Raw genomic sequence first — 26,742 nt, forward strand, 5'->3', positions numbered from 1 at the left:
AGTGGAATCATGTTGCTTGCGCAACCCGCCGCAGGCGGAGAATCCTGCCGTGGCAGGATTCTTTTTATGGAATATAAATAAATCTTAAAAATGTAAAATAAAAAATTGTGATTTATGTCGGTAAAAAGAGTATGAAAAGTATAAATGGGAGTTTTTTACGCAGACTGAATTTATAATGAAATACAGGAGGAATGCGTGTGAATTACCCAAATACTGAGAAAGAAGTTATATTACAGAAAGAATATTTAGCAGGATTTGAAGAATATCTGGTGGAAAAAGAATGTGCCAGTAACACTATAAAAAAATACATTTCAGATGTGAAAAAGTTTTATGGTTTTCTAAGCGGGAATCTGGAGATTTCAAAAGAACGGCTGATAGAATACAAGAAATGGCTGATATCGAAATATTCAGGGAGCAGTGTAAATTCCATGCTGGTGGCATGTAATCAGTTTTTGGATTTTTTAGGACTTGGAAGAATGAAAGTAAGACTTTTGAAAATTCAAAGACAGTTATTTTTAGAGGAAGAAAAAAATTTAAGCCGGTCAGAATACCTTAAGCTTGTGAATACCGCCAGAAGAAAGGGAAAGGAACAGCTGGCACTGATTATGGAAACGATCTGTTCCACAGGAATCAGAGTCAGTGAACTTGAGTATTTTACTGTATCAGGCGTTCACAGGGGAAAAGTCAATATATGGAATAAAGGGAAATATCGTGTGATTATACTGCCTAAAAAGATGCAGTACAGGCTTTTGGCATATATAAAAGAACAGAAAATTGCTTCGGGTCCGATATTTCGAACTAGAAATGGTAAAGCGAAACACAGAAGCAATATTTGGCGTGAAATGAAGCAGCTGGCTTGTGATGCCGGGATAGATCCTGTTAAAATATTTCCTCATAATCTGAGACATCTGTTTGCAAGAACCTTTTATCAGGTTACAAAAAATCTGGTAAATCTTGCAGATATATTGGGGCACAGCAATATGGAAGTCACAAGAATCTATACATCTGACGGATTAAATATCTGGAAGAAAAATATCAATCGCTTAGACCTGCTGGGCAAAAAAATAACAACATAATATTAATTATGTTGTAGATATTTACATAGATCAACCGCATATAATTCTTTTTTATTCTAAATTATTATTTAGGGAAAGTCAATAGGCAGTCGTTTATTTCAGATGATGATTAGTGCTCACAACTGCCATTGTGTTTTTGTAATGCCCTTCCTTTGCCAGGACATAGCTTTGTGCTGCGCTTCTATGCTGATCATTAGGGATCAGAGAATATCAAACTTTTCAATAAGAATCTATACTAATTTAAAGAGTCTCCGGTGAGAGGCTCTTTTTGTTTGCAACATAATTAATATTATGTTGCCGCAGACAGCAATAAGCTGTGAAATTTTAACTGACATAGTCAGATTTTAAAGATAGGAGGAATGAATAGAGGTGGGGAAAAAGAAACGAAAGGTTTCCGCTTTCACAAAAGGGTTAGCTGTATTAATGATATTGCTGCTGCTCCCTGGGCTGTCTGCATCTGCGTCTGGTGCATCTGACACGACAGCGGACAATACAGCCGGTGAAAGTACAGATTCGCAGAACACTGCTGTGCCAAAACATCATAAGTATATCAGGTATAACGATGATGACAGTTATACTCTTACATTGGATGTGACAGGTGTGTCTGAATCAGAGACCAGCAAGTCTAAATTGGATGTTCTGTTGATTGTGGATCAGTCTAAAAGTATGGGAACTTCTATGGGCAGCCGTGGATCCAGATTGGATGTCTTAAAAGAAATTATAACAGGAAAAAACAGTCTTTCCGGCGCAATCTTAGAGAATGAAAATATTGACGGACGCATGGCAATTGTCAGCTACAGCGGTTCTGCCGGCAGGGGAGATACTTCCTGGAATGATGCCAGTACGGTATTAAACTGGACCGATCAGAAATCTGATCTTGATGCAAAGCTGAAAAGAATCTATGCAGAGGGCGGGACGAATTGTCAGGCCGGTTTATATGAAGGCCAGAAGGTTTTGAAATCAGCCAGATCAGATGCACAGAAAGTTGTTATTTTTCTGTCAGATGGAGAACCAACTTATTATTATGATAAAAATGGTAAGACACAGGGATCAGGAAATTTCGATGAGGGAGGAAAAAGTGCTTCAGCGGCTTATAGCCAGGCAAAAAAAATGACAGATCTTTCCGGATTTTATACGGTTGGTATTTCAAAAAAAAGTGATACTGAGTTTCTGAAAAAACTTGTGAAGCAGGTAAATGCCCGGGAAAAAGGAACATATCATGCAGATACAGCAGCGAAGCTCACAAAGATATTTGAGGATATTACAGCAGATATTACAGAATACACCTGTCGGAATGTAACGATTACAGATACCCTTAGTGAATATGTGGAACTAGATGATGAAGATCCGGCATATTCTGTAACTGCTGTGGACAGTCAGGGAAGGGATGTTGATTTATCTGAGGTGGATGTGGAATTTTCCTATGATAGTTCTGCCAGAACTGTAACGGTCCAATTTCCAAAAGATTTTGTACTGGATGCGGACGTAACTTATTCGATTCATTTTAATATCCATCCAAGTCAGAAGGCTTTTGATGAGTTTGCAGACAAGGGATATTCAGCTACAGGGAGTGCTAACAGCGATGCTTCGGGAAATAGTACAAGTTCCGGTAAAAAGGGATTTTTTTCAAATACATCGGCAGAGCTCACCTATACGTATGGAACCAGTGAGAATGCCCGTTCTTATACTGCTGAATATGAAGAGAAGCCCGTAATTCAGGTATCTGTACAGGATAAAAATGCATCGTTAACCATTAGCAAAGAAGTGCGCGGTGAAATGGGAGATAAGAAAAAAACGTTCTCATTTACAATACGTTTAAAGGATAAAAACAAAAATCCGGTTTCCGGGGAAGGAACCGGCATTCAGGCTGCTGTTTATGCCTGTGAAGGTGGAATTTTACCGGGAGTAACCGGAGTGGAAGCACCAGAGCAGTCATCGGTGGAATTTGAGAAGGACGGGACTGCTGTGGTCAGTCTGAAACACGGGCAGACGCTTACTATTAAAAATCTTCCAGACGGATATTTCTTTGAAGTAACAGAAAATGCAGAAGGAAACACAGGTTATACTGTGACCTACAATGGAGAGCAGTCAGATTGTGCTTCCGGTATTCTGGACGGAGATCAGACCGCAGCCGTTGTAAATCAAAAGGAGTATGTACCGGATACCGGTATTGTTGATGGGACGGCGGGAGATGGGATTCTTCCGGCTGCAGGGATACTTGCTGCGGGAGCGGTCTGTGGACTTATGTTAAGACGAAGAATGAAACACTAGTATGAGAAAGCAGGAACGAAAAAATACAAAAGAACAGGTCCGAAGAAAAGAACGGGTTTCCCGGGCAGGGACAACACTTGCTGGTGACTTGATGTATCTGTTGTTAAAAATTCTTTTAATAGCCGCCGTTATGGGGATGATGTTTTTCTTTGTATTCGGTACGGCGCGATGCAGCGATGATTCTATGTCGCCTGCTGTAAAAGCCGGAGATCTGGTGATTTTTTATCGGTTATACAAAGATTACAAAGCCGGAGATGTTGTGGTACTGGAGCAGGATGGAGAGAAACAGATAAGAAGAGTTGCAGCGGTGGCAGGTGACACAGTGGACATAACAGAAGAAGGACTAGTAATCAACGGCTATCTTCAGCAGGAAACCGGTATCTATGAGGAGACACTGGCTTACACAGAAGGAATTACCTTTCCGTTAACGGTAAAAACCGGAGAAATCTTTGTACTGGGAGACCGGAGAGAAAATGCGAAAGACAGCCGTATCTATGGCTGTGTAGAGATTCAGGATACTTATGGATGTGCAGGTATCATGATCAGAAGAAACAGTATATAAACCAGACAATATGTTTGTTTATATAAAAAAGCAGAACGAGAGGAGACAAAAATGATGCGAAGAAAAAAATGGAAAGCGGTATTTCTGGCAGGAGTTATGAGTACCGTTATGTGTGCAGGCGCTGTTGTGCAGGCCGCTGAAACAAAGCAGAGTGAAACCACACAAAACAGCGGCACAACAGAAGATGCGGCGTCAAAAGTGCCGGGGGTGAAAGCCCAGGTTACAAAAGTACTGAATGTAGCAGAAGGAACAGAGGTTCCGGATGTAACCTTTTCCTTTGAGGCAAAACCAAAGACAGAAGATGCAGCAGATGTTACGATTTCCGATATCAGCTTTGATAAAGAAAGCGAAAAGGGAAATTTAGATCAGGGCGTTTATCATGTGGCTGGGACCGGAGCCATGGAATTTGCCAAGTTTGACCATGCAGGCGAATATGTATATGAAGTATCAGAGAAGACAGGAAATGCAGATGGAGTAACATATTCAACAGAAAAATATGATCTGCATGTATATGTAGCTAATAAAGGTAAGGATGGGCTTTATATAAAAGCTCTGACAGCAACAAATAGTAATGGAAAAAAAGTAACGGATCTGAAGTTTGTTAATACATATGTCAATAATAATGCATCGTTATCTATTGCCAAAAAAACTACTGGAGAACTGGCCGACAAAACGAAAGACTTTACATTTAAAATAACATTTACCAAAGCGGCCACTACAGATCAGACTGTCTATGAAGGAAAAATAGGTTCAGAAGCTGTCAGATGTGAGGCAGGAAAAGAGACGGAATTTCAACTTCATGATGGTGAGACACTGGTATTTGAAAAGCTTCCAGCCGGTACAAGATATGTAGTAGAAGAAGTGGGACAAAAAGATAATTATACCCCCAGCGTTGTTGTAAAAGAAAATGGAACAATGTTTGAAAAATCAGTAAGAAATGAAGCGGATAGTCTGGCTACCGCAGATTCTGGTAAAACCAGCCTGGTGGGCGAAAAGGAAAACAGCGCAGTATTTACAAATGCATACCAAGACCATCCCATTACCGGTTTGTTTATGAATAATTATCCGATTTTCCTTCTGGGGGCAGCATCCGTGTGTGCAGTTGTGCTTCTGGCTGTTGTAAGCAGACGAAGATTTTATCGCTAAACAGATGCAGATATAGCATATGAAAAAACGGAAGTGTCAAAATTTTTTTGAAAGAATGAAAGTTCTGGGAAAACGGGCAGTGCTGGCAGCAGATGCCGCTGTTAATACAGCGGCAATGGCTGTCTGTCTGATTTTCGCGGCGTATGCGGCATATGTATTTTGGGATACGCGTACCTTGTATCAGAAAGCAGACTCAGTTGTTTATGAAAGCTATAAACCTCAGGCGGACGCAGATTCCTTTTCGGAATTAAAAGCGGTGAATCCGGAAGTGTTTGGCTGGCTGACAGTATACGGAACAGAAATTGATTATCCTTTAACACAGGCAGACAATAATTCAAAATATGTGAATACGGATGCCAAAGGAGCTTATTCGCTTTCTGGAAGTTTATTTCTGGATTGTAACAATGCATCTGATTTTTCCGATTTTAATAGTATTATCTATGGACACCATATGCAGGAAGATACGATGTTTGGGGAGTTGGATAAGTTTGCAGAGGAAGATTTTTTTGAGGAACATCAATATGGCAGTTTGTATTTTGATGGGGCGGATCATGGAATAGAAATTTTTGCTTTTTTCTATGCAGATGCCTATGATTCTGTAGTTTATAATACCGGAATTACAAAAAAAAGTGACAGACAGTCTTTTCTTGACCGATTAAAGGAACAGGCAGAACAGTACCGGGAAACCGGTGTCACTTCCCAGGATCACATTGTGCTGCTGTCTACATGTACTTCTGACGATACCAATGGAAGAATACTGCTAGCAGCACGTATCAGTTCAGAAAATTTTGAAGATCCGTTTCAAAGTGAAAAACAGGAGCAGAAGAATAAAACTGCAGACAGCGGCTATGAAATTGCCGCATTGTATAAGCTGCCGGTATGGTGTTATTTCTTTTTTCTGTTACTTATTTCTTTGGGATTAATGATAATGTTAAAAAGAAAACGGAGAAACGGCAGTTAAAAAGGAAATGTGTATGAAAAAAATTCGAATAAAATATTATGGCTTTTTTCTGCTTCCGCTCTGCTTTCTGCTGGTGTTTTGCGGCAGGGTGCGGGCGGCGGAAAGTTCTGTTTCCGTATCGATTCCAGTGGAACAGGTCTTTCAGACAGAGAATCAGATACCGGAAGAGCTGGACAGAACCTTTCAATATGAATTTAAGGCTTTGAATTTATTAAATCCCATGCCGGAAGGGATTCAGGATAATAGTTATATTTTTACAATAGAAGATAATCTTACTGTGAACATTGGAGATATCGTATATACACATGGCGGAGTATATAAATATCAGCTTCGGCAGCTGACCGGACAAAAACAGCAGGGCTATATTTGTGATGAACAGGTATATCAGCTGGAAGTATATGTTAAAAATGATCCGGCCGGAGGGCTTCTGGCAGAAGTAATTGTCAGGAATGAGGATGGAGAGAAAACAGGTCATCTTAAATTTGTAAATACCTATCAAGGTGATGATACCTCCCGGATAGATACAGGCAGTGTGGTAAAAACAGGAGATGAACAAAAGATGGTTCAATGGGGAATACTTTGTGCTGCAGTGATTGCGGCCATTTGTCTTCTGGCTGGAATCAGGCGGAAGAGAGAAAAAGCAGGAATGGAAGTAAAAGAATATTAATTTTCAATAAAAAAGTAATAAGGGGCTGTAAAAAAACTCCCCTAAAAGAAAAATCGCCCAGACCGTGAGGCCTGAGCGATTTTTTGGCATAATTAATTATGTGACTAAATAAAAATACCAATAATGATTTAAGTTAGGGACTTATTTTACAACCCCTTGTTTGATCTTTGGAAAAAAGAACGGATATGAATATTTTTTTGGATTTATGGTGCAGTTATGGTATTTTTTAAAGATTATGTTTGCTTTTGCGCTTGGAAGCTTCCTGATAGACCTGGTTGTCTGCTCTTACGGATACGATAATGATTGTCATGACGCCTTGCTTTTCTTCCACAGAGTAGACAACACGGATGCCAATTCCACGGAATTTGATTTTAAAAAGACCTGTCAGATTAGAATCGTCTTTATTCCCAAGCGGCTTTCCATATCCGCCTTGATAAATGGAGACCGGGTTCTGGCTGACTTTCTGGATTCCTTTCACGACCTGCGGACGGACAGAGTGATCCAGCTTTTTCATATCGGTGAGTGCTTCGGGGATGAAATTAATCTGGTAGTTCATTCGATTTCTAATTCCTCCGCTTCTTCAATTTCGGAATCGGAAATTCCAAGGTCAGCCATTGCATCATGGAAAGAGATGGTGTGTTCCAAGGCACCGCCGTTGATTCGTTCCTGTGCCAGGAGCAGGAGACGGTAGTCTTCTTCAATGTCAGACAGACGTTCATATTCCTCCGGGGAGAGAATAACGGCAGAAGGCGCATTGTTTTTTAAAACGACAAGCTGGCGTTCCGTCCGCAGGCGGTCAAAAATTTTGGAAGCCTGCCCTTTGTTAAACTGGGTGACAGAAACGAGGCTGTTTAATAGATCAGAAGTAATAGCCATTTGTGATTCCTCCTTTTGCTGCACTTTTCTTTAGTATATGCGAAAAGCAGCGTTTTATCAATAGGAGGAAAAGAAAATATATCGAGAAATTATAATGTGATTTTGTTGTAATTGATACAAATCTTAATAAATTTATTATTCAGAATCTTTTTGCCATATAAATATAATGAAGAAATGCCGATGCAGGAGGATTTATTTGATCTTTGGAAAAAAGAACGGATATGAATATTTTTTTGGATTTATGGCGCAGTTATGGTATGATTTAAGAAATATAAGAATCGGAGGATGAGAACATGAAAACAGAGCAGCATCAGGGAGCAAAAGGTATGTACACAGTAAAGCACCTGCTTGGTGAAACAGAATTGAACGGAAAATGTGGTCTGTATGCAGAAGTGACTTTAGAACCGGGATGTATTCTTGGTTATCATGAGCATCATGGAGAAAGCGAGACGTATTATCTTTTGTCCGGAGAAGGGTGTTATAATGATAACGGTGTTACGCGTCCGGTCAAAGCAGGTGATGTAACATTTACTCCGGATGGAAGCGGACATGATATAGAAAATACAGGAACGAAAGATCTTGTTTTTATGGCTTTGATTATTTTTAACTGATAAATGAAACACTGATATAACAGGTTTAGAAAGCAGAGAGTATGAAGAAAATTAAGTTATGCATTATGCTTTGTATGGTTCTGGCGGCGGGAGTTTTGCTGAACGCCTGTATGGGGAAAGCAGATAAAGCCCAGGAAGGCGGGGAACAGACAGGAAGCTGGCGGCAGGTTGATGCTAAGGATGCCGCTTTGCTGATGGAAGATGCATCGGATTATGTGATTTTGGATGTACGGACACAAGAAGAGTATGACCAGGGGCATATTAAAGGAGCAGTTTGTATACCAAATGAAACCATTGGAGAAGAGGTATCCGAAAAACTGCCCCAAAAAGATCAGACGATATTCGTATACTGCAGGAGCGGAAACAGAAGTAAACAGGCTTCGTCTAAGCTTGCAGCCCTGGGATATACCGATGTTGTAGAATTTGGCGGTATTTCTGACTGGGATGGAGAAATTGTGACAGAATAATGAAAAAGCAGAAAATGCGTTTTTACTGGTTGAAACAGGGAAGCGGTTTTCTGCTTTTTAGCGTACATTTACCTGGAAGAAGACAGAAAAGTAAAAGGAAGATATGCAGGAGGTTTCATATGATTATTTTTCTGATAATGATAATTATTTTATGCTGTCTGATGATTCTGGCAGCTTATATTTCTTACCGGAGAATTTTTTATTCCGGTCCCCGTCCTGACTGTCCGGACCACAGGATTCCGGATACAGACCAGTATCGTCCATATAAGGAAGAGATTCTGCGTTTGCTTTCTGAGGCGCTGGCCCTTCCATATGAATCGGTTGCCATTAAATCGTATGACGGTCTGACGCTGTACGGAAAATATTATCATGTGAAAGATCACGCCCCCCTGCAGATTATGTTTCACGGTTATCGAACTCCTCTGGCAGAACGGGACTTTGAAGGTGGTATGCAGATCAGCAGGCAGGCGGGGTGTAATTTTCTGCTGGTGGACCAGAGGGCTCACGGAAAAAGCCAGGGGCATATTACCACATTCGGAATCAGGGAGCGCAGGGACTGCCTGTCCTGGATTACATATGCCCTTGAGCGGTTTGGGAAAGAAACAAAAATTACATTGTTTGGGATTTCCATGGGAGCGGCCACTGTTTTAATGGCGGCAGACCTGGGGCTGCCAGAGAATGTTGCCGGCATTGTAGCGGACTGCGGTTATACGTCGCCGGAAGCAATTATAAAGTCTGTCATAGGTTCCATGGGGCTGCCAGGGTGTGTATACTTTTTTGTCCGTCTGGGAGCGGTATTATTTGCACACTTAAACTTAAGTGAGAGCGATGCTGTGAATGCTGTAAAACAATGCAGGATACCGGTTTTGTTTATTCATGGGGAAGATGACAGGTATGTTCCATGCAAAATGACAAAAGAACTGTACAACGCCTGCCTGGGAGAAAAGTATCTTCTTACTGTACCGGGAGCCGGCCACGGAATGAGTTTTTATGGAAACAGAAAAGAATATGTGCGGATGGTTCAGAAATTTGTAATGGAGAAATCAGAATTGAAAAATGAATGAAAAGAGGAGTTTTTAGTGTATTGATCAGGCAGAAAATGAAAAACTGACAGGGTTCGATTTTGTATTATGTAAAATCTTGCCTTAAATGTCAGTTTTAGTTATAATAGAAAAGATATTGAGTGAAAGGAAGAAAACTATATGAATGAGACGAAAAAGAAAAACAGCGGAGCGCTGTTAGGAGCCGCATTTATTATGGCTACTTCAGCAATTGGGCCTGGCTTTCTGACTCAGACAGCCAAATTTACAAGCGATTTCAAAGCCAGCTTTGGTTTTGTTATTCTGATTTCCATTCTGCTGTCTATTGTAGTGCAGCTGAATGTATGGAGAGTATTATGCGTCAGCGGTATGCGAGGACAGGATGTGGCAAATAAGCTGCTTCCGGGCCTTGGATTTGTGCTGGCATTTCTGATTGCGGCAGGAGGATTGATCTTTAACATTGGAAATGTAGGCGGCGGAGCACTGGGATTTGATACTCTGCTTGGTATTCCCCAGACAGTGGGCTGCTTTTTGGCAGGCGGAATTGCTATTATAGTATTTTTATTAAAAAATGCCATGAAAGCTATGGATACGCTGACTAAAATACTGGCAGGGGTAATGATCGTTGTAATTTTTATTGTTATCTGTATTGTACAGCCTCCGGCAGGACAGGCTCTCAAAGAGACCTTTGCACCTTCTACAGGAATTACAGATCTGATGCCGGCGATTCTGACACTGCTGGGCGGAACCGTAGGCGGCTATATAACATTTGCCGGGGCTCACAGATTAATTGATGCCGGGATTACAGGAAAAGAAAATTTAAAAGAAGTAACAAGAAGTTCTGTAACGGGAATTATTATTGCAACTATTGTCCGTGTATTTTTATTCCTGGCTGTATTAGGGGTTGTTGTGGCCGGTGTTGCGTTAAATATGGACAATCCGGCAGCGGATGCGTTCCGGCAGGGAGCAGGAGAGTTAGGATACCGTTTCTTTGGTCTGGTACTGCTGTGTGCGGCAATTACTTCTATTATCGGAGCAGCTTACACATCTGTTTCCTTTTTAAAAACATTCCATAAGAGTATTGAAAAGAATGAAAAGTGGGTGACCATTGCTTTTATCGCCCTTTCTACTATTGTTATGGCGATTGTAGGACAGCCGGCAAAACTTCTTGTACTGGCGGGAGCTCTTAATGGTCTGATTCTTCCACTGACACTGGGAATCTGTCTGGTTGCTTCTCAGAAGAAAAAGATTATGGGAGAGGGATATAAACATCCAAAATGGCTTTTGGTTGTGGGAATTGTTGTTGTAGTTCTGGCAGTGTATCTTTGTATTACTTCTTTAAGCGGGCTGGGACAGCTGTTTGCTTAATATTTAGGAGGAAAGAACATGGATGGAGTTAAAATTCTCACAGAAGGGGATTCTTCCTTACTGATTGAATTTGGAAAAGAGATTTCACCTGAAATTAACGGGAAAATTACAGCTCTTGTTCATCTGTTAAAAGCCCAGCAGATCGAGGGTGTTGTGGATTTGATTCCGGCTTTTTGTTCTCTGCTGATTAATTATGATCCCAGGGTTATTACTTATTCTAAATTAAAAAAAAGGCTGGAAAAACTGCTGAAACTGGAAGTGGAAGCAAAGCAGAGTGTGAAAAAGGTCATTGAAATTCCTGTATGCTATGGCGGAGAGTACGGACCAGATCTGGATAATATTGCAGAACATGCAGGGCTTAACAGAGAAGAAGTTATTAAAATCCATTCTTCCAGAGATTATCTGATTTATATGCTGGGATTCCTTCCGGGATTTTCCTATCTGGGAGGACTTGATGAGCGGATTCATACACCAAGACTGGCAAATCCGAGAATTAAAATCAGTGCCGGAAGCGTTGGAATTGGTGGTTCCCAGACCGGTATTTATCCTCTGGACTCACCGGGGGGCTGGCAGCTTCTTGGCATGACGCCTGTAAAAACTTACGATCCAAACCGGAATCAGCCGATTTTATTCGAAGCGGGAGATTATATCCGTTTTGTTCCGGTTTCCGAGGAAGAATATCTGAATATCAAAGATCAGGTGGATGCAGGTACCTATGAATGCGCTATTCGCAGCATGGAGGTGTAAAGATGGGAATTCGTGTATTAAAAGGCGGTATGATGACAACGGTTCAGGATCTGGGAAGAACCGGTTATCAAAGCCAGGGATTTAGTGTTTCCGGGGTGATGGATGTACGTTCGTTTAAGATCGCGAATCTGCTGCTGGATAATCCGGAGAATGAAGCTGTTTTGGAATTTTCACTGGTAGGGCCTACTTTACAGTTTACATCCGAAACTATTGTAGCTATTACCGGCGGAGATTTTCAGCCTCTGATCAATAAGGAGCCTGCTCCCATGTATACAGCTATCTATATGAACCGGGGGGATATTCTGGAATTTCAGGGAGCAAAAACGGGAAGCAGAGGTTATCTTGCCTTTTCCAGCTATCTGGATGTTCCGGTGGTTATGGGAAGCCGTTCTACAAATATCAAGTGCAGCATTGGCGGATTTAAAGGACGCAGGCTGATGGCTGATGATTATCTGGGATTTCGGATCAAAAGGCGGTATCTTCCGTATTTTCTATCCCGCCATCTAGAGCCGGATGACTTTAATCAGGATGAGGCAGATATCCGGGTAGTGATGGGACCTCAGGATGGGCAGTTTACCAGACAGGGAAAAGAGACCTTTTTAACCAGTGAATATACAGTTACCAGTGACTTTGACCGTATGGGATGCAGGCTGGAAGGGCCGTTTATTGCTCATAAAGAGACGGCAGATATTATATCGGATGGAATTGCTTTTGGAGCGGTACAGGTGCCGTCCCACGGAAAGCCCATTGTACTTTTATCCGACCGTCAGACAACAGGCGGATATGCCAAAATTGCTACGATAGCATCTGTAGATATTCCAAAACTGGTGCAGCGGAAAACAGAGCATAAAATTCGTTTTCAGGAGATTTCGGTATCAGAGGCGCAGCAGCTTTTGGTGGATGAAATGAAGGAGTTTGATCAGATGAGAAAACAGATTTATCAGCCCTGTAAGGAAGTATTAGACTGCAGACTGGTTGCAAAAAGACTGGCAAAATTATTTCATTAGAAAAGGAGCTTAAATCATGGATCTGGATAAAATTGAACGACTAGTAAAAATTGTTGAAAATTCATCCATGCTGGAGTTTTCAATTAAAGAGGGAAATACAAAAATTTCAATGAGCCGCAGCAGAGGAGCAGGGCAGACAGGAGAGGTTTTCGTATCCGATGTACAGCAGATGCCGGAGGAGACGGAAGATGAGAACTTTATCACCTCCCCCATTGTAGGAACTTTTTATTCTGCGCCGTCACCGGATGCACCGGCTTTTGTAAAAGTAGGAGACGTTGTAAAAGCAGGACAGACGGTTTGTATTCTGGAAGCAATGAAGCTGATGAATGAGATTGACTGTGAATATGACTGTGAAATCGAGGCAGTGCTGGTAAGTAATGAGCAAAAGGTAGAATACGGACAGCCGCTGTTTCGGGTGAAGAAGATACAAGATTAAGGAGGCAGTGATGTTTCGAAAAATACTGGTAGCGAATCGGGGAGAGATTGCAGTACGCATAATCCGCGCCTGCCGGAATCTTGGTATTCGCAGTGTAGCCGTTTATTCCAAAGAAGATAAAAATAGTCTGCATGTACAGCTGGCGGACCAGAGGGTCTGCATCGGGGAAGGACCGGCCAGAAATAATTATCTGAATAAGGAACAGATTGTGACGGCAGCGTTAAATATCGGAGCTGATGCTATACATCCCGGATTTGGTTTTTTGTCGGAGAATGCGGAGTTTGTAAGGCTTTGTGAAGAGAATGGGCTGACTTTTATCGGTCCCGGGGCAGATGTCATTGACAGTATGGGGAACAAATCCCAGGCCAGAAAGACCATGATGGATGCTGGAGTGCCTGTAGTTCCCGGAACAAAAGAGCCGGTGTATGATGCTGAAACAGGCTTTGTTCAGGCAGAAAAAATTGGATTTCCGGTTATGATAAAAGCTTCTTCCGGAGGCGGCGGCAAGGGAATGCGTGTTGCCAGAGACAAAGAGGAGTTTGAATTTCAGTTTAATATGGCCCAGCGGGAATCTGCCAATGCTTTTGGGGATGATACCATGTACATAGAACGGTTTGTGGAAAATCCCCGGCACGTAGAAATTCAGATTATGGCAGACCAGCATGGCAATATAGCAGCCTTGGGCGAAAGGGACTGTTCCGTACAGCGGAATCACCAGAAACTCATTGAAGAATCCCCGTCACCGGCAATTTCTGATAAAATGCGTGCGTCCATGAACAAAGACGCTGTTCTTGCGGCTAAAGCAGTGGGGTATACCAATGCGGGAACTGTTGAGTTTATTTTAGATCCCTGCGGAACCTATTATTTTATGGAAATGAACACCCGTATCCAGGTAGAACACGGGGTCACAGAAATGGTAACAGGGACAGATCTGATCGTAGAGCAAATCCGCGTTGCCATGGGAGAGCCTTTAAGCTTTTCCCAGAAAGATGTGAAAATAAAGGGACATGCCATTGAATGCCGGATCAATGCAGAGATACCGGAAAAGAATTTTATGCCAAGTCCCGGGATTGTGAAACATATGCATCTTCCGGCGGGCAACGGTGTAAGAGTGGATACCGCATTGTATACCGGATATAAGATTCCTTCTGAATATGATTCTATGATTGCCAAAGTAATTGTTCATGCGCCTACACGGGATGCAGCCCTGCAGAAAATGCGCTCTGCACTGGATGAGATGGTAATCCTTGGAGTGGAGACAAATCTGGATTTTCAGTATCAGATTATGCGCCATCCTGTATTCTGTGACGGAAAGGCGGACACCGGTTTTATTGAGCGGATGATGAATTTAGATTAATGAGAGCAGGTGAAGAAACATGTATCAGGTAGATTTAAACAGTGATCTGGGTGAAAGCTTTGGACGTTATACAATTGGAATGGATCAGGAGATTATACCGTTGATTTCGTCAGCAAATGTGGCGTGCGGATTTCATGCTTCTGATCCGGTGGTTATGATGGAAGCCGCTGCATCTGTAAAAGCAGCCGGCGGACAGATTGGCGCACATCCGGGATTCCCGGATCTGATGGGCTTTGGCAGAAGAAATATGAATATTTCTTTTGAGGAAGCAAAGGCATACACGCTCTATCAGCTTGGAGCTCTTGACGGAATCTGTAAAGTACACGGACTTAAATTGCAGCATGTAAAGCCTCACGGGGCTATGTACAATATGGCGGCAAAAGATTACAAGCTTTCCAGGGCTATTTGCGAAGCTGTGGCAGAATTTGATCCAAAACTGATCATTCTTGGACTCTCAGGAAGCCAGACCATTCAGGCGGCTAAAGACTGCGGATTAAATGCCGCCCTGGAGGTTTTTGCAGACCGGGCTTATGAAGAAGACGGAAGCCTGATGGACCGCCGCAAAAAAGGAGCTGTGATCCATGATGAGGAAGAGGCAATCCGGCGGGTAATTGGAATGATTAAAAAAGGAAAAGTGACTGCCATTACCGGAAAAGAAATTGCAATTCAGGCAGATTCCATCTGCGTACATGGTGATGGAGAAAAGGCTCTGCTGTTTGTGAAAAAAATACGCAGCACTCTCATGCAGGAGGGAATTAAAATCCGTCCTTTAAAAGCTCTTGGACATAAATAAATCAAGAACACCTTTCGTAAATGTGCGGAAGGTGTTTTATATATAAACGCTCCGAAGCCGGCCAACTCTTTTTATTACATATTTTTCAAAAACTGGTACATATTATAAATATCAATTGAAAAATTAATATCCAGAAAAGAGGGAAAAATATGGCAGTAGAATTTAAAAACAGTGTAACCAAAGATAATCTTATGAGAGCATTTGCCGGTGAGAGCCAGGCAAGAAACCGCTATACCTTTGCGGCATCCTGTGCAACAAAGCAGAAACAGCAGGCGCTGGCACAGATTTTTACGTATACTGCAAATCAGGAAAAGGAACACGCAGAGGTTTTTTATCATCTTCTGACAGAACTGGCCGGTGAGACGATTCATGTAGACGGAGGCTATCCTGTGGATATTTCTGAAAATCTGGCTGAACTTCTCCGCATGGCTCAGCACAATGAGTATCAGGAGCATGACGATGTTTATAAAAACTTTGGCGATAAAGCCAAGGAAGAGGGACTTGATCAGGTAGCTGCGAAATTTTATATGATATCCAAAATTGAAAAGACCCATGGCGACCGGTTTGGCAAATTGGCAGAACTTCTTGAAACAGGAAAACTGCATGTTTCTGATGTTAAAACCGGGTGGATCTGCTTAAATTGCGGGCATATTTATGAGGGAGAATGTGTTCCGGAAAAATGTCCGGTCTGTGAGTCTGACAGAGGGTATTTTATCCGTCTGGAGTTTGCACCATTTGCAAAGGGAAATTGTTCAAAATAAATTTTGTTCAAGGTAAATTTCATTTATGAGCGTTAAGTTGGAAACCTTTCTTGCGGCAGATTAGAAAAAATGTTAGTATAGTAACACTATAATTTGTCGAAATAAGGGGGAGCGCGCGTGAAAAGAAGCAGGATCAAAGCAGCCCGGGGTGAGTGCAGTGCAGATCTGGTATTAAAAAACGGAAATATACTGAATGTTTTTACCGAGGAAATCGTAAAGGCTGATGTGGCCATTGTTGGAGATACCATTGTGGGGATTGGAAATTACCGGGGTAACAGAGAAATTGACTGTACCGGGAAATACCTGACACCGGGTTTGATTGACGGACATCTTCATATTGAGAGTTCCATGATTTCTCCTCTTGAATTTGCAAAGTTTATTTTGAAGAAGGGTACCACAACGATGATTGTGGATCCTCATGAGATTGTAAATGTTTCCGGCTCCCGGGGCATGGATTATATTCTGGATGCTACTGAGGACATACCGGTCAATACTTTTGTGATGGTACCCTCTAGTGTTCCCTCCAGTGATGTAGAGATCAACGGAGCCGGAAAGTTTCTGGCGGAGGAGATGAAACGTTACCGGGAACATAAACGTGTCCTTGGATTTGGCGAGATGATGCGGTTTATGGACGTGATTGATGAACAGGAAGAGACCATGGATAAGATCCGGGCATTTGAAGATATGATCATGGATGGGCATGCACCGGGACTTTCCGGGAAAGATGTTCAGGCCTACCGGACAGCCGGCATCTGTAATGATCATGAATGTGCCGGAAAAGAAGAAATGCTTGAGAAGCTTCGGGCCGGGTTTTATATTTTGATCCGGGAAGGCAGCGGCGCCAGAAACCTGGGAACACTGGTGACAGTACTCCGGGATTGTCAGCTGCCCTTAGAACAGTGTATGTTCTGTACCGATGATAAACATCTGGAGGATATTGAACGTGAGGGGCATATCAATCACTGTGTCAGAAAAGCCGTAAAACTTGGGATTCCCGTTGCAAAAGCTTATAAAATGGCTTCTTATTATGCGGCGCGGGCATATGGACTGAAAAATCTGGGAGCCATCGGTCCCGGATACAGGGCTGATATTTTGATTATGGATGATCTAAAAGAGGTAAATCCTAAGATTGTTATAAAAGGCGGACAGGTTGCAGATGAACAATGGCTTTCTTCTTTTTCTTATAAAATAAAGGATGAGACATTGCTGCGTACTGTAATTTGTGATGCTTTGACCGTGCAGAAATTAAGCCACAAAAAAATGATAGAGGATCATGTAATTGAGATGGTACCCCACCAGCTTTTAACGATCTGCAGACTAGAAGAGATTCCGGGGGAACATGGTATATTTTGTCCAAATGAAGAGTATACAAAACTCTGCGTGGTAGAACGGCACGGAAAAACCGGACATGTAGGAATTTGTCCACTGAAAGGATACGGAATTAGAAATGGAGCGGTAGCTACTAGTGTTTCCCATGATTCCCACAATATTATTGCGGCGGGGGATAATGATGCTGATTTGATTGCTGCGGTAGAAGAACTGCGAAGAATACAGGGTGGGTATGTCATTGCCTCAGAAGGAAAGGTCGCAGCTTTTCTGCCTCTTGAAATTGCAGGGCTTATGAGTCTGGATACAGCGGAACATGTGCAGAAAAAAGTCCAGGAGATGGTGGCGCTTGCGCGGAAACTTGGGGTGCCTGAAACATTGGATCCATTTATTACACTATCGTTTCTGGCACTGACTGTGATTCCGGATATACGCCTTACCGAAAATGGCCTGTATGATGTAAATGATAGACATTTTTTACAGGTATTTTCGGATGAACTCTGTTAAAAAGCATAAGGTTATCTGTATAGGTAACTTGTTACTGATAATTCTTAATAAAAGCTGGAATATTATGAGTTTTGGCTTTTATTAAGAATTTTTTTTGAATATGAATGAAAGAATTGACGAAAATAAGAAAGAATGTTAAGTTTTAATGAGTTAGCTATAACTAACTTAAAAAATTAAATATAGGAGGTAAATTATGTCATTTATTGGAAGAGAAGTTTCTGATTTTAAAGTTCAGTCATATCAGAATCATGAGTTTAAAGAGGTCACCAGAGAGGATATCCTTGGAAAATGGTCTGTATTTTTCTTTTATCCTGCGGATTTTACTTTTGTATGCCCTACAGAATTGGAAGACCTGGCAAATAAATATGAGGATTTTAAAAAGATAAATTGTGAAATTTATTCTGTTTCCTGTGATACACATTTTGTTCATAAAGCATGGCATGATGCATCAAAAACAATTCAGAAAATACAGTATCCTATGCTTGCAGATCCTACCGGGGCGCTGGCAAGAGATTTTGATGTGATGATTGAAGAAGACGGACTGGCAGAACGAGGAAGCTTTATTGTAAATCCGGAAGGAAAAATTGTTGCATATGAGGTAATTGCAGGAAACATTGGTAGAAATGCAGACGAATTGTACCGCCGTGTGCAGGCTTCTCAGTTTGTTGCAGAACATGGTGATGAAGTGTGCCCTGCAAAATGGCAGCCTGGTGCTAAGACACTGAAACCAAGCCTTGATCTGGTAGGATTGATTTAATGAAACAGCTGAATATGGAGCAGGTATACGACAGTATTATTATCGGCGGAGGCCCTGCGGGGCTGTCTGCCGCAATTTATCTGGCCCGGGCAAAATATCGGGTTCTGGTAGTTGAAAAAGAGAAGCTGGGCGGTCAGATTACCATTACCTCAGAGGTAGTAAATTATCCAGGAATCTTAAGAACCAGCGGAGAAGAATTGACAGACTCTATGAAAAAACAGGCCCAGTCTTTTGGCGCAGAGTTTCTTTTGGCAGAGGTAAAGGAACTTGGGTTGACAGAGGATGTAAAAGAAGTTGTGACATCAAAAGGCAGCTTTCAGACTCTGGGAGTCGTTTTGGCCACAGGGGCAAGCCCAAGACAAATTGGCTTTAAAGGAGAAATGGAATTTCGGGGACGTGGAGTAGCTTATTGTGCCACTTGTGACGGGGAATTTTTTACAGGTATGGAACTTTTTGTTCTTGGCGGCGGTTATGCAGCCGCTGAGGAAGCAGTGTTTTTAACCAAATATGCCAAAAAGGTAACCATTATGGTACGGAAAGAGGCATTTTCCTGCGCAGGCTCCATTGTTGATGAGGTTTTGGCCCATCCGGATATTGAGGTGAAGTTTCATACAGAGATTGTAGAAGCTGGGGGAGATGGAAAGCTTCAATATGCGGTATTTAAAGACAATCTTTCCGGCAGCACCTGGGAATACAGGCCTTTAAAGGGAGAAGGATTTGGAATCTTTGTGTTTGCAGGCTATGAGCCTGCCAGCGGTCTCTTCCGGGAACTGGTAGAAACCCGTCAGGGATATCTTGTTACTGACATGAATCAGAAAACTAGTCTGGATGGAGTATACGGAGCGGGAGATGTCTGCGTGAAAAATTTAAGACAGGTTGTAACTGCTGTTTCAGACGGGGCAGTTGCCGCTACTTCTCTAGAAAAGTATCTTTCCGCTTTATATGAAGCCTGGAAGCTTCCAAAACGTCTGGAAACTGGAAAAGCATCAACGGACGCAGGGGGGAAAGAGACGGGCCAAAAAGCATGGGACACAAAAGAAACAGATGAAAAAAATGGGGCAGCTGACGCAGAGGAAGGCAGTTTTATTACGTCCTCTATGAGCGGGCAGTTAAAATCTTTATTTGAAAAATTTCAAAACAGTCTGAATCTTGAGCTTTTGGTGGATGATACACCGGTTTCCAAAGAAGTACAGCAGTTTGCATTGGAAATTACAAGGCTGTCTGAAAAAATCCAATGGAGTGTAAAGCAGATAGGTGATGAAGAGGAAGAAGGAGATCTGCCGGCTATCCGTATCTGCGATGCACAAAATCATTACCTTGGAACCGCTTTTCACGGAGTTCCGGGAGGGCATGAATTTAATTCCTTTATAATCGCTCTTTACAATGCTGCCGGACCCGGACAGCAGATCTCAGAGGATATCCGAAATAGAATTGTGCAGATAAATCAAAAAATAAAAATTCAGGTAGTGGTTTCCCTCTCCTGTACAATGTGTCCGGATCTGGTTATGGCAGTCCAGCGAATTGCCCTGGAAAATACTTTAATACAGGCAGATATCTATGATATGGCTCATTTTCCGGCATTAAGAGAGCGTTATCAGATTATGAGTGTCCCATGTATGATAATAAATGAAAAGGAAGTATATTTTGGGAAAAAGAATCTGGAAGAACTTCTGGACATATTGGAAAAATTATAAAAGATTCTACAAGTAAAATTCTGAGCTTTTAAATTTCACATGGTAATGACCGATGGCAGAAGAACGGATGCAGTCTGGGTAAAGTTTCTATACTTTATTCAGGCTGTTTTTGTGTAAGTGCCCTGTATATTTTGATTTTTGCATTACAAGTTCTTATTTCTGAATTGATGAAGGCGGTAAAATATGATAGTTTACAGAGAGAAAAAGTATGAAAACAGGAGGAGAACTTTATGGGTAAAATTTTAGCGGTCTGTACAAGTGAAAAGAAAGGGACTCAGAAAATAGATGTGGGAAGTGCTGAAATAATCGAAAATTTTGGATTAAAAGATGATGCCCATGCAGGGAACTGGCACAGACAGGTAAGTCTGCTTTCTTTTGAAAAGATAGAAGATTTTAAAAGCAGAGGCGCTGATGTGGAGTTTGGAGCATTTGGAGAAAATCTGGTAGTGGAAGGATATGATTTTAAAACACTTCCAATTGGAAGCCGTTTTCAGTGTAATGATGTTATTCTAGAGCTGACTCAGATCGGAAAAGAGTGTCATCACGGATGTGTTATTTTTCAGACGATGGGAGATTGCATTATGCCGAGAGAAGGTGTATTTTGTAAAGTAATACATGGCGGAACTGTAAAAACAGGAGATTCATTTACCCTGCTTTAAATGACAGAAACTATCCGCCGGAATAAGGGAGAGAATGGTATGATCTATATCATGATTGCCGCAGGAATCTGTATAGCAGAGATTCTGCTAAAGGGAAAAGCAGAAAAGGAGCTGAAAGAAGGAGTTCAAAGAAGGTGCAGGCGCTTACCGGTAATATTAGAGAAGCATCATAATTATGGATTTGCAGGAAATAAAATGGAAGAAAAGCCGGCGGCTGTTAAGTGGACGGGAACAATTATTATGGCTGTAGTTGTTATCTGTTTTTTTCTTCTTTTGCCTGTCAAAGGACGGAAAGGGTTAAAAACAGGAGCAGCGCTGCTGTTTGGAGGCGGGCTTTCTAATTTGACAGACAGGTTTGTCCGGGGATATGTGGTTGATTACTTCCGTATCAGAACACCTTTTCCAAAAGTGAACTGGTTTATTTTTAATCTTGCAGATTTTTGTCTGTTTACAGGTGCAGTTATAGTATTGCTGGCCTCCTTTTGGAAAGATGAAGTTTAAAGAAAACAGGATGCTTTATGTTAACTAAAACTAACTATTTAACTGATAAAATTTCTCGATTTTTCAAGGCATTGATACATTGACGATGATTTTTAATCGTTTTATAATGAAACAAATCAAAATCAGAAAGTTACAAAAAAGAAGGTGATTCAATATGAAGCGACATAAATTTTGGGCTTATGCGGCAGTAATTTGTATGATTTTGGCAATTATAAGTGGAAAAAGACACAAGTAAATAACTACATAGTGAAGGAGAACATTAATATGAAATTTTATAAAAACATGAAATTTATTTGTTTTGCATCAGGAGTTTTAGCAGCATTGGTCGGCACTAAGCTTGTAAAGGATAAAACAGTTCGTAAAGCCTGTGTTGCAACAATGGCAAAAGGAATGAAGGTACAGAAAAATGCTCAGGAAGCATTTCAGAATATGAAAGAAGAAGCAGAAGATTTATGTTATGAAGCCCAGAAAAAAGCAGGAATCTTAAATGAGGAAGAAGAAACATCTGAAGAGACAGTTTCTGAAGAATAAGGGAGGCTTCAGCGGTGAAGTATGAGATAGTATATGATGCCTGGGGACGGCTTCGTCTCCGGTGCGGACAATATGCGTTTTCTAAAAAGCAGGGATATGGAATAGAATCCCTGCTTTCTTCTGAGAAAGGGGTAACAGAAGTTCAGACAAATTGTGTGAACGGCGGGATTCTTGTTCAGTATGAAGAGGGAAACAGAGAACGTATTTTAGACATTATCAGCGGTCTGAAGCGCGGAGAATTGGCTGAGGCAGAGCCTTCTTCAGAAACGCAGTTAAGAGAGATTGACCAGCAGTTTAAAAAGAGCCTGGTGAAAATGATTGTCCGGCGTTATGTAATCCGTCCGCTGCTTCCGGCTCCGGTACGTCTGCTGACAACGGTAGTAAAAGCGCTTGGATACTGGAGGAGAGCAGCAGTCAGCCTGATGCAGGGAAGACTGGATGTGGATGTTTTAGACGGAGCGTCTATTGCGGCGGCTTTTATACAGAGAGATCAAAAGACCGCAGGTTCTATTATGTTTTTACTCTCTGTGTCAGATCTGCTGGAAGATTATACCCACAGAAGAATGCGCAGTGCTCTTACTCAGAGTCTTGCTGTGAATGTGGACAGTGTTTGGCTGTGCAATGAAGATGAAACAGAGGTTTCCTGTCCGATAGAGAAAGTGGCAGTTGGTGACAGAATCAGAGTCAGATCCGGTTCTGTTATACCGTTAGATGGAACGGTTACAGAAGGGGAGGCAATGGTAAACGAATCCTCTATGACCGGTGAACCGCTGGCTGTACAGCGCAGGCCGGGTTCTTCTGTTTACGCGGGAACAGTTGTGGAAGAGGGATCAATTGTTATTTCTGTAACTGCTCTGGCCTCGGATACAAGAATTAATAAAATTATTGATCTGATTGATCAGTCAGAGATGATGAAGGCAGGGGTTCAGTGTAGAGCAGAAAGCCTTGCGGATTCCATCGTACCCTTTAGCTTTCTGGGAGCAGGACTTGTATTTGGATTTACAAGGAATCTTACCAAAGCGCTTTCGGTTCTTATGGTGGACTATTCCTGTGCTATTAAGCTGTGCACGCCAATCAGCGTCATCTCAGCTATGCGGGAAGCATCCAATAAAAAAATGGTTGTAAAAGGCGGCAAGTATCTGGAAGCATTTGCAAAGGCTAATACAATTGTGTTTGATAAAACGGGGACCCTGACAGCAGCATGCCCTCGGGTTTCAAAAGTGTATGCGTTTGAGCCTTATTCCAGAAATGAGGTTTTGAAAATTGCAGCATGTATTGAAGAACATTTTCCGCACAGCATGGCGAAAGCAGTGGTTCGTCAGGCACAGAAAGAGAATCTGCGGCATGAGGAGGAACATTCGGAGGTAGAGTATGTTGTAGCTCATGGTGTTGTAACGACAATGAAAGGCAGGCGGGCATTAATTGGAAGCAGGCATTTTATTGTTGAGGATGAACAGATTCAGATTACAGAGGAACAACAGCGTTTGATTGATCTGGAATTTAACGGATGTTCCCTTTTATATCTTGCAATTGGTGATGAGCTGGCAGGTATTATTGGAATTGATGATCCTCCCAGAGAAGATGCCCCCCAGGTAATTCAAAAACTTAAAAAATGCGGATTTAAGAATTTGATTATGATGACCGGAGATAGTGAGTCTGCTGCCAGGGAAGTAAGCAGAAAAGTCGGAATTACACAATGGTATTCTCAGGTTCTTCCTGAAGATAAATCAGCTATGATAGAACGTTTGAAAGCAGAAGGCCATACGGTCATTATGGTTGGAGACGGAGTAAATGATTCTCCGGCTTTAGCGGCTGCCGATGTATCTGTGGCTGTCAAGGATGGATCTGATATAGCAAGAGAAGTGGCGGATATTACCTTTTTGACTTCAGATCTTGAGCATCTGGTTGTAATGAGAGAGCTGAGTGAGAAACTTTTCCTGAGAATTGAAAGAAATTACAGATTTATTCTGACCTTTAATACAGGTCTTTTGCTGTTTGGTCTGCTTGGTATTCTGGCGCCTTCTGCAACGGCTCTGTTTCACAATGTATCAACAATGGGAATATCAGCGTTAAGTATGCGTCCTTTTCTGGAAAGTAATAAAGATAAGAAGAAATTAACAGAATAACCGGAGAAACATGCAGGCAGAGCTTATTTGTCTGCATGTTTTATTATGCCATCGGATTCGGTTTGCAATAGGGATTTTGTAACATCGGTTTATAGAAATTCGGTTACATTTTTACGGTACCAGACCGGCAGATGGGGCCGCTGGCATACAGGATTGAAACGTTCCCTGATCCCGGTGGTTTTAAAAAAATCTTTCCACAGTTCTATGTACTGGTCTGCATTTGCCAGGGAATTACTGATTTGTTTCAGCTCTGAATGGGTCAGGGGAGTGAAATAAGTTTCATTGTCTGCCTGATGAACTGCGGCGGTCATATGAGATTTGTCAATGATCATCCAGTTTTCAGAAGGAATTCTGTCGTCAAAGGCCGGTGAAAGCAGGGTGAGAAGGTTAGATTTTGGTTCAATAAAAGATACCAGGATTCCGTTTTTGGCGGAATTGAAGCGGACAAATTCACGGAATAGATGAGTTTCATTAATAACGGCGCGGTTTTGTTTAAAAAGGTTCATAACAGCCGGCTGTTGAAGCATATTCGTTACTTTTGCGCCCTGGGAAAAACCAAGAAGAAGAAAACGGTAAATGATATCCAGCTTATCCTCTGAACAGGACATGGCACAGCGGTAAACCATTTCATATGCATAATGTGAGATTTTTTTCCGGACAGCATGGATGACACGCTGGCTTTTGGCTGTATCTGCAGTAATGTGCACATATTCGCAGAACAGCTCAAGGTTACCGATAGGTTCTGTTTTTAGTCTGATATTTTGATGCCCGTGCCCTGAAGCCCAGGCATCGTAGATGCAGCTCATCATAGCTTCAAATGTATCATCACAGGTAAAGATAGTCATTTTGTCAGTCCTTTCATAATTTGAGATTCCCATGAAAAAGGTTTCAAGTGTCAGCTTAAGTTCATATCCTCAAAAAGTGAGAGCTGGCGCCAGGAATTTTGCTGCGTAATCTGCCAGTTTTCCTGCTGGCTGGCGCCTGTTAACTGTCTGGTTAAAAAGTTTTCTTCCAGTCGGATAGGGTAGAGCATCTTTCCGTTACAGGTGATAAAATATTGGGCGCGCTTTAAAACGACGCCTGTTTTTTTCAGTGTATCAAATGTTAAAGGGCCTTCCCGGCGTGCTTTTACGATTCTGTATGCAGATTTATTTCCAATACCTGGAACACGCAGCAACTCAGAGTAGGATGCTGTATGAATTTCAATAGGAAATTTTTCCAGATGCCGCAGAGCCCAGTGGCATTTCGGGTCAAGATAAGGATTAAAATGAGGATTTTTGGCACTTAAAAGTTCCTCCGCATGAAATCCGTAAAATCGCAAAAGCCAGTCGGCCTGATATAAACGGTGTTCTCTGAGAAGAGGAACCGGTGTATCAAGGGGCGGAAGGGCATCATCTTCATTCAATGGAATGTATGCGGAAAAGAAAACACGTTTTAAATCAAACTGCTGGTATAACGCCTGGGTAATAGACAGTATCTCAAAGTCAGTTTCTTGGGAGGCACCGATAATCATCTGGGTACTCTGGCCTGCGGGAACAAAAGGTTTTTCCGGATGAAGTATATCGGGAAGTGCAGCGCCGCCAATATCATTTGCCAGCAGCCCAGAAGTCTTTGAATCAAAAATATTGTCAGGCAGAAAGCTGCTGCTGCCGCGGCGTTCCAGTTTTGGGGACTTCCCGGCGGCTAACCGATGTCCGCAGATCCGGTTTTGAATCTGACGCATAGGCAGCAGAATAGAACTGCGGGTCTTATGGGGGGCAAGTTTTTTCAGCTGACCGGCAGTGGGAAGCTCCAGATTGATACTCATGCGGTCTGCTAGATAACCCAGCTGCTCTGTTAATTCTGCGGGAGCATTTGGAATGGCTTTAATGTGGATATATCCGTTAAAGCAGTATCTGGTACGGAGCAGATGAATTGTATAAAAAATCTGTTCCATTGTATACGCCGGGCTTTTCACAACAGCTGAACTTAAAAAAAGTCCCTCAATATAATTCCGCTTGTAAAATTCTATTACCAGGCTGCAGATTTCTTCTGGCAGAAAAGTAGCTCTGACTACTGAATTTGACGAACGGCTCTGACAATATTTGCAGTCGTAAATACAGTCATTGCTGAAAAGGATTTTAAGCAGTGAGATACAGCGTCCGTCAGAGGCAAAGCTGTGACAGATACCTGCGGTCACAGAATTACCGATATGCCCCTTCTTTCCCCGGCGGTTTGTACCGCTGGAAGTGCAGGCAACATCATATTTTGCAGCATCTGCCAGAATATTTAATTTTTCCTTTAGTGTCTGTGTTTTTACAGATAAATTCATAATCTAATACCTCGAATGTATGTTCTGCAAAAATTATATCACAGAAAATCTGCACATGCAAGAAAAATCGAACATATATTCTGGAACAAAAATATAAGTATGAAAAGAACAGGACAGTCAGAATGCTTTGCAATAAAAAGCTGCATACCAGTTACTTTTAAGTAAGATTTTGCAGAATAGAAAA

27 protein-coding genes are annotated in these 26,742 nt (G+C 41.9%); 23 read left to right on the plus strand and 4 right to left on the minus strand.

Annotated features, from left to right (window positions below; genetic code table 11):
• Window positions 1-197 precede the first annotated feature (197 nt).
• The 6 genes from OCV88_RS01945 (at window position 198) to OCV88_RS01970 (ending at window position 6,683) form a co-directional block, all read left to right on the plus strand.
• Complete coding sequence (locus OCV88_RS01945; RefSeq protein ID WP_262590597.1) at window positions 198-1,076, plus strand: tyrosine-type recombinase/integrase; 879 nt, start codon at window positions 198-200, stop codon at window positions 1,074-1,076.
• A 369-nt stretch (window positions 1,077-1,445) separates the two neighbouring features.
• Window positions 1,446-3,347, plus strand: coding sequence for a vWA domain-containing protein (locus OCV88_RS01950; RefSeq protein ID WP_158423944.1), 1,902 nt, complete (start codon window positions 1,446-1,448; stop codon window positions 3,345-3,347).
• A 1-nt stretch (window position 3,348) separates the two neighbouring features.
• Window positions 3,349-3,909 carry a signal peptidase I gene (gene lepB, locus OCV88_RS01955; protein WP_158423945.1) on the plus strand — a complete coding sequence of 187 codons (561 nt, stop codon included), beginning with the start codon at window positions 3,349-3,351 and terminating at the stop codon, window positions 3,907-3,909.
• 51 nt (window positions 3,910-3,960) lie between these two features.
• Entirely contained in the window at window positions 3,961-5,055 is a 1,095-nt protein-coding gene (locus OCV88_RS01960) for a DUF7601 domain-containing protein (protein WP_158423946.1), read from the plus strand.
• A 19-nt stretch (window positions 5,056-5,074) separates the two neighbouring features.
• Complete coding sequence (gene srtB / locus OCV88_RS01965; RefSeq protein ID WP_158423947.1) at window positions 5,075-6,016, plus strand: class B sortase; 942 nt, start codon at window positions 5,075-5,077, stop codon at window positions 6,014-6,016.
• A gap of 13 nt (window positions 6,017-6,029) precedes the next feature.
• Window positions 6,030-6,683 (plus strand): Spy0128 family protein, encoded by a 654-nt coding sequence (locus OCV88_RS01970; protein ID WP_262590598.1) that lies wholly within the window; start codon window positions 6,030-6,032, stop codon window positions 6,681-6,683.
• Window positions 6,684-6,909: 226 nt separating this feature from the next.
• Here OCV88_RS01970 and OCV88_RS01975 read toward each other — a convergent pair whose 3' ends face one another.
• Together OCV88_RS01975 and OCV88_RS01980 are read right to left on the minus strand one after the other, a co-directional pair.
• Window positions 6,910-7,239 carry a type II toxin-antitoxin system RelE family toxin gene (locus tag OCV88_RS01975; protein WP_158423949.1) on the minus strand — a complete coding sequence of 110 codons (330 nt, stop codon included), beginning with the start codon at window positions 7,237-7,239 and terminating at the stop codon, window positions 6,910-6,912.
• A complete protein-coding gene (locus OCV88_RS01980) occupies window positions 7,236-7,559 on the minus strand; it encodes a type II toxin-antitoxin system Phd/YefM family antitoxin (RefSeq protein ID WP_158423950.1) in 324 nt (107 codons plus the stop codon). The genes OCV88_RS01975 and OCV88_RS01980 overlap by 4 nt, the downstream gene beginning before the upstream one ends.
• A gap of 293 nt (window positions 7,560-7,852) precedes the next feature.
• Here OCV88_RS01980 and OCV88_RS01985 point away from each other — a divergent pair, with 293 nt between their 5' ends.
• The 17 genes from OCV88_RS01985 (at window position 7,853) to OCV88_RS02065 (ending at window position 24,247) form a co-directional block, all read left to right on the plus strand.
• Window positions 7,853-8,170 carry a cupin domain-containing protein gene (locus tag OCV88_RS01985; RefSeq protein WP_158423951.1) on the plus strand — a complete coding sequence of 106 codons (318 nt, stop codon included), beginning with the start codon at window positions 7,853-7,855 and terminating at the stop codon, window positions 8,168-8,170.
• Window positions 8,171-8,211: 41 nt separating this feature from the next.
• Window positions 8,212-8,637, plus strand: coding sequence for a rhodanese-like domain-containing protein (locus OCV88_RS01990; RefSeq protein WP_158423952.1), 426 nt, complete (start codon window positions 8,212-8,214; stop codon window positions 8,635-8,637).
• 119 nt (window positions 8,638-8,756) lie between these two features.
• Complete coding sequence (locus tag OCV88_RS01995) at window positions 8,757-9,701, plus strand: alpha/beta hydrolase (RefSeq protein WP_262590599.1); 945 nt, start codon at window positions 8,757-8,759, stop codon at window positions 9,699-9,701.
• A gap of 138 nt (window positions 9,702-9,839) precedes the next feature.
• Window positions 9,840-11,045 carry an NRAMP family divalent metal transporter gene (locus OCV88_RS02000; protein ID WP_158423954.1) on the plus strand — a complete coding sequence of 402 codons (1,206 nt, stop codon included), beginning with the start codon at window positions 9,840-9,842 and terminating at the stop codon, window positions 11,043-11,045.
• 18 nt (window positions 11,046-11,063) lie between these two features.
• The gene (gene pxpB, locus OCV88_RS02005) at window positions 11,064-11,792 is read left to right on the plus strand and encodes a 5-oxoprolinase subunit PxpB (RefSeq protein WP_158423955.1); all 729 of its coding nucleotides are present in this window, start codon (window positions 11,064-11,066) and stop codon (window positions 11,790-11,792) included.
• 2 nt (window positions 11,793-11,794) lie between these two features.
• Window positions 11,795-12,799: a 5-oxoprolinase subunit C family protein gene (locus OCV88_RS02010; protein WP_158423956.1), complete on the plus strand. Its 1,005-nt coding sequence runs from the start codon at window positions 11,795-11,797 to the stop codon at window positions 12,797-12,799.
• 16 nt (window positions 12,800-12,815) lie between these two features.
• On the plus strand, window positions 12,816-13,235 hold the full coding sequence (accB, locus tag OCV88_RS02015) for an acetyl-CoA carboxylase biotin carboxyl carrier protein (protein ID WP_158423957.1): 420 nt from the start codon (window positions 12,816-12,818) through the stop codon (window positions 13,233-13,235).
• Window positions 13,236-13,245: 10 nt separating this feature from the next.
• A complete protein-coding gene (gene accC / locus OCV88_RS02020; RefSeq protein ID WP_158423958.1) occupies window positions 13,246-14,592 on the plus strand; it encodes an acetyl-CoA carboxylase biotin carboxylase subunit in 1,347 nt (448 codons plus the stop codon).
• A gap of 19 nt (window positions 14,593-14,611) precedes the next feature.
• On the plus strand, window positions 14,612-15,385 hold the full coding sequence (locus OCV88_RS02025) for a LamB/YcsF family protein (protein WP_158423959.1): 774 nt from the start codon (window positions 14,612-14,614) through the stop codon (window positions 15,383-15,385).
• A gap of 149 nt (window positions 15,386-15,534) precedes the next feature.
• Complete coding sequence (locus OCV88_RS02030; protein WP_158423960.1) at window positions 15,535-16,146, plus strand: rubrerythrin family protein; 612 nt, start codon at window positions 15,535-15,537, stop codon at window positions 16,144-16,146.
• A gap of 117 nt (window positions 16,147-16,263) precedes the next feature.
• Entirely contained in the window at window positions 16,264-17,979 is a 1,716-nt protein-coding gene (ade, locus tag OCV88_RS02035) for an adenine deaminase (protein ID WP_158423961.1), read from the plus strand.
• A gap of 193 nt (window positions 17,980-18,172) precedes the next feature.
• Window positions 18,173-18,736: an alkyl hydroperoxide reductase subunit C gene (gene ahpC / locus OCV88_RS02040; protein WP_158423962.1), complete on the plus strand. Its 564-nt coding sequence runs from the start codon at window positions 18,173-18,175 to the stop codon at window positions 18,734-18,736.
• Window positions 18,736-20,430 (plus strand): FAD-dependent oxidoreductase, encoded by a 1,695-nt coding sequence (locus tag OCV88_RS02045; protein WP_262590600.1) that lies wholly within the window; start codon window positions 18,736-18,738, stop codon window positions 20,428-20,430. The genes ahpC and OCV88_RS02045 overlap by 1 nt, the downstream gene beginning before the upstream one ends.
• Window positions 20,431-20,660: 230 nt before the next feature.
• Window positions 20,661-21,089: an MOSC domain-containing protein gene (locus tag OCV88_RS02050; protein WP_158423963.1), complete on the plus strand. Its 429-nt coding sequence runs from the start codon at window positions 20,661-20,663 to the stop codon at window positions 21,087-21,089.
• 39 nt (window positions 21,090-21,128) lie between these two features.
• Window positions 21,129-21,590, plus strand: coding sequence for a signal peptidase II (locus OCV88_RS02055; protein WP_262590601.1), 462 nt, complete (start codon window positions 21,129-21,131; stop codon window positions 21,588-21,590).
• 264 nt (window positions 21,591-21,854) lie between these two features.
• Entirely contained in the window at window positions 21,855-22,121 is a 267-nt protein-coding gene (locus OCV88_RS02060; protein ID WP_158423965.1) for a DUF1490 family protein, read from the plus strand.
• 14 nt (window positions 22,122-22,135) lie between these two features.
• Complete coding sequence (locus OCV88_RS02065) at window positions 22,136-24,247, plus strand: heavy metal translocating P-type ATPase (RefSeq protein ID WP_158423966.1); 2,112 nt, start codon at window positions 22,136-22,138, stop codon at window positions 24,245-24,247.
• An 89-nt stretch (window positions 24,248-24,336) separates the two neighbouring features.
• Here OCV88_RS02065 and OCV88_RS02070 read toward each other — a convergent pair whose 3' ends face one another.
• The gene (locus OCV88_RS02070) at window positions 24,337-25,092 is read right to left on the minus strand and encodes a TIGR03915 family putative DNA repair protein (protein ID WP_158423967.1); all 756 of its coding nucleotides are present in this window, start codon (window positions 25,090-25,092) and stop codon (window positions 24,337-24,339) included.
• Window positions 25,093-25,142: 50 nt separating this feature from the next.
• The gene (locus tag OCV88_RS02075; RefSeq protein WP_158423968.1) at window positions 25,143-26,558 is read right to left on the minus strand and encodes a putative DNA modification/repair radical SAM protein; all 1,416 of its coding nucleotides are present in this window, start codon (window positions 26,556-26,558) and stop codon (window positions 25,143-25,145) included.
• Between the last annotated feature and the right edge of the window lie 184 nt (window positions 26,559-26,742).

Origin of the sequence: Brotonthovivens ammoniilytica (assembly GCF_025566885.1) — a bacterium.
GTDB classification, from domain to species: domain Bacteria; phylum Bacillota; class Clostridia; order Lachnospirales; family Lachnospiraceae; genus Brotonthovivens; species Brotonthovivens ammoniilytica.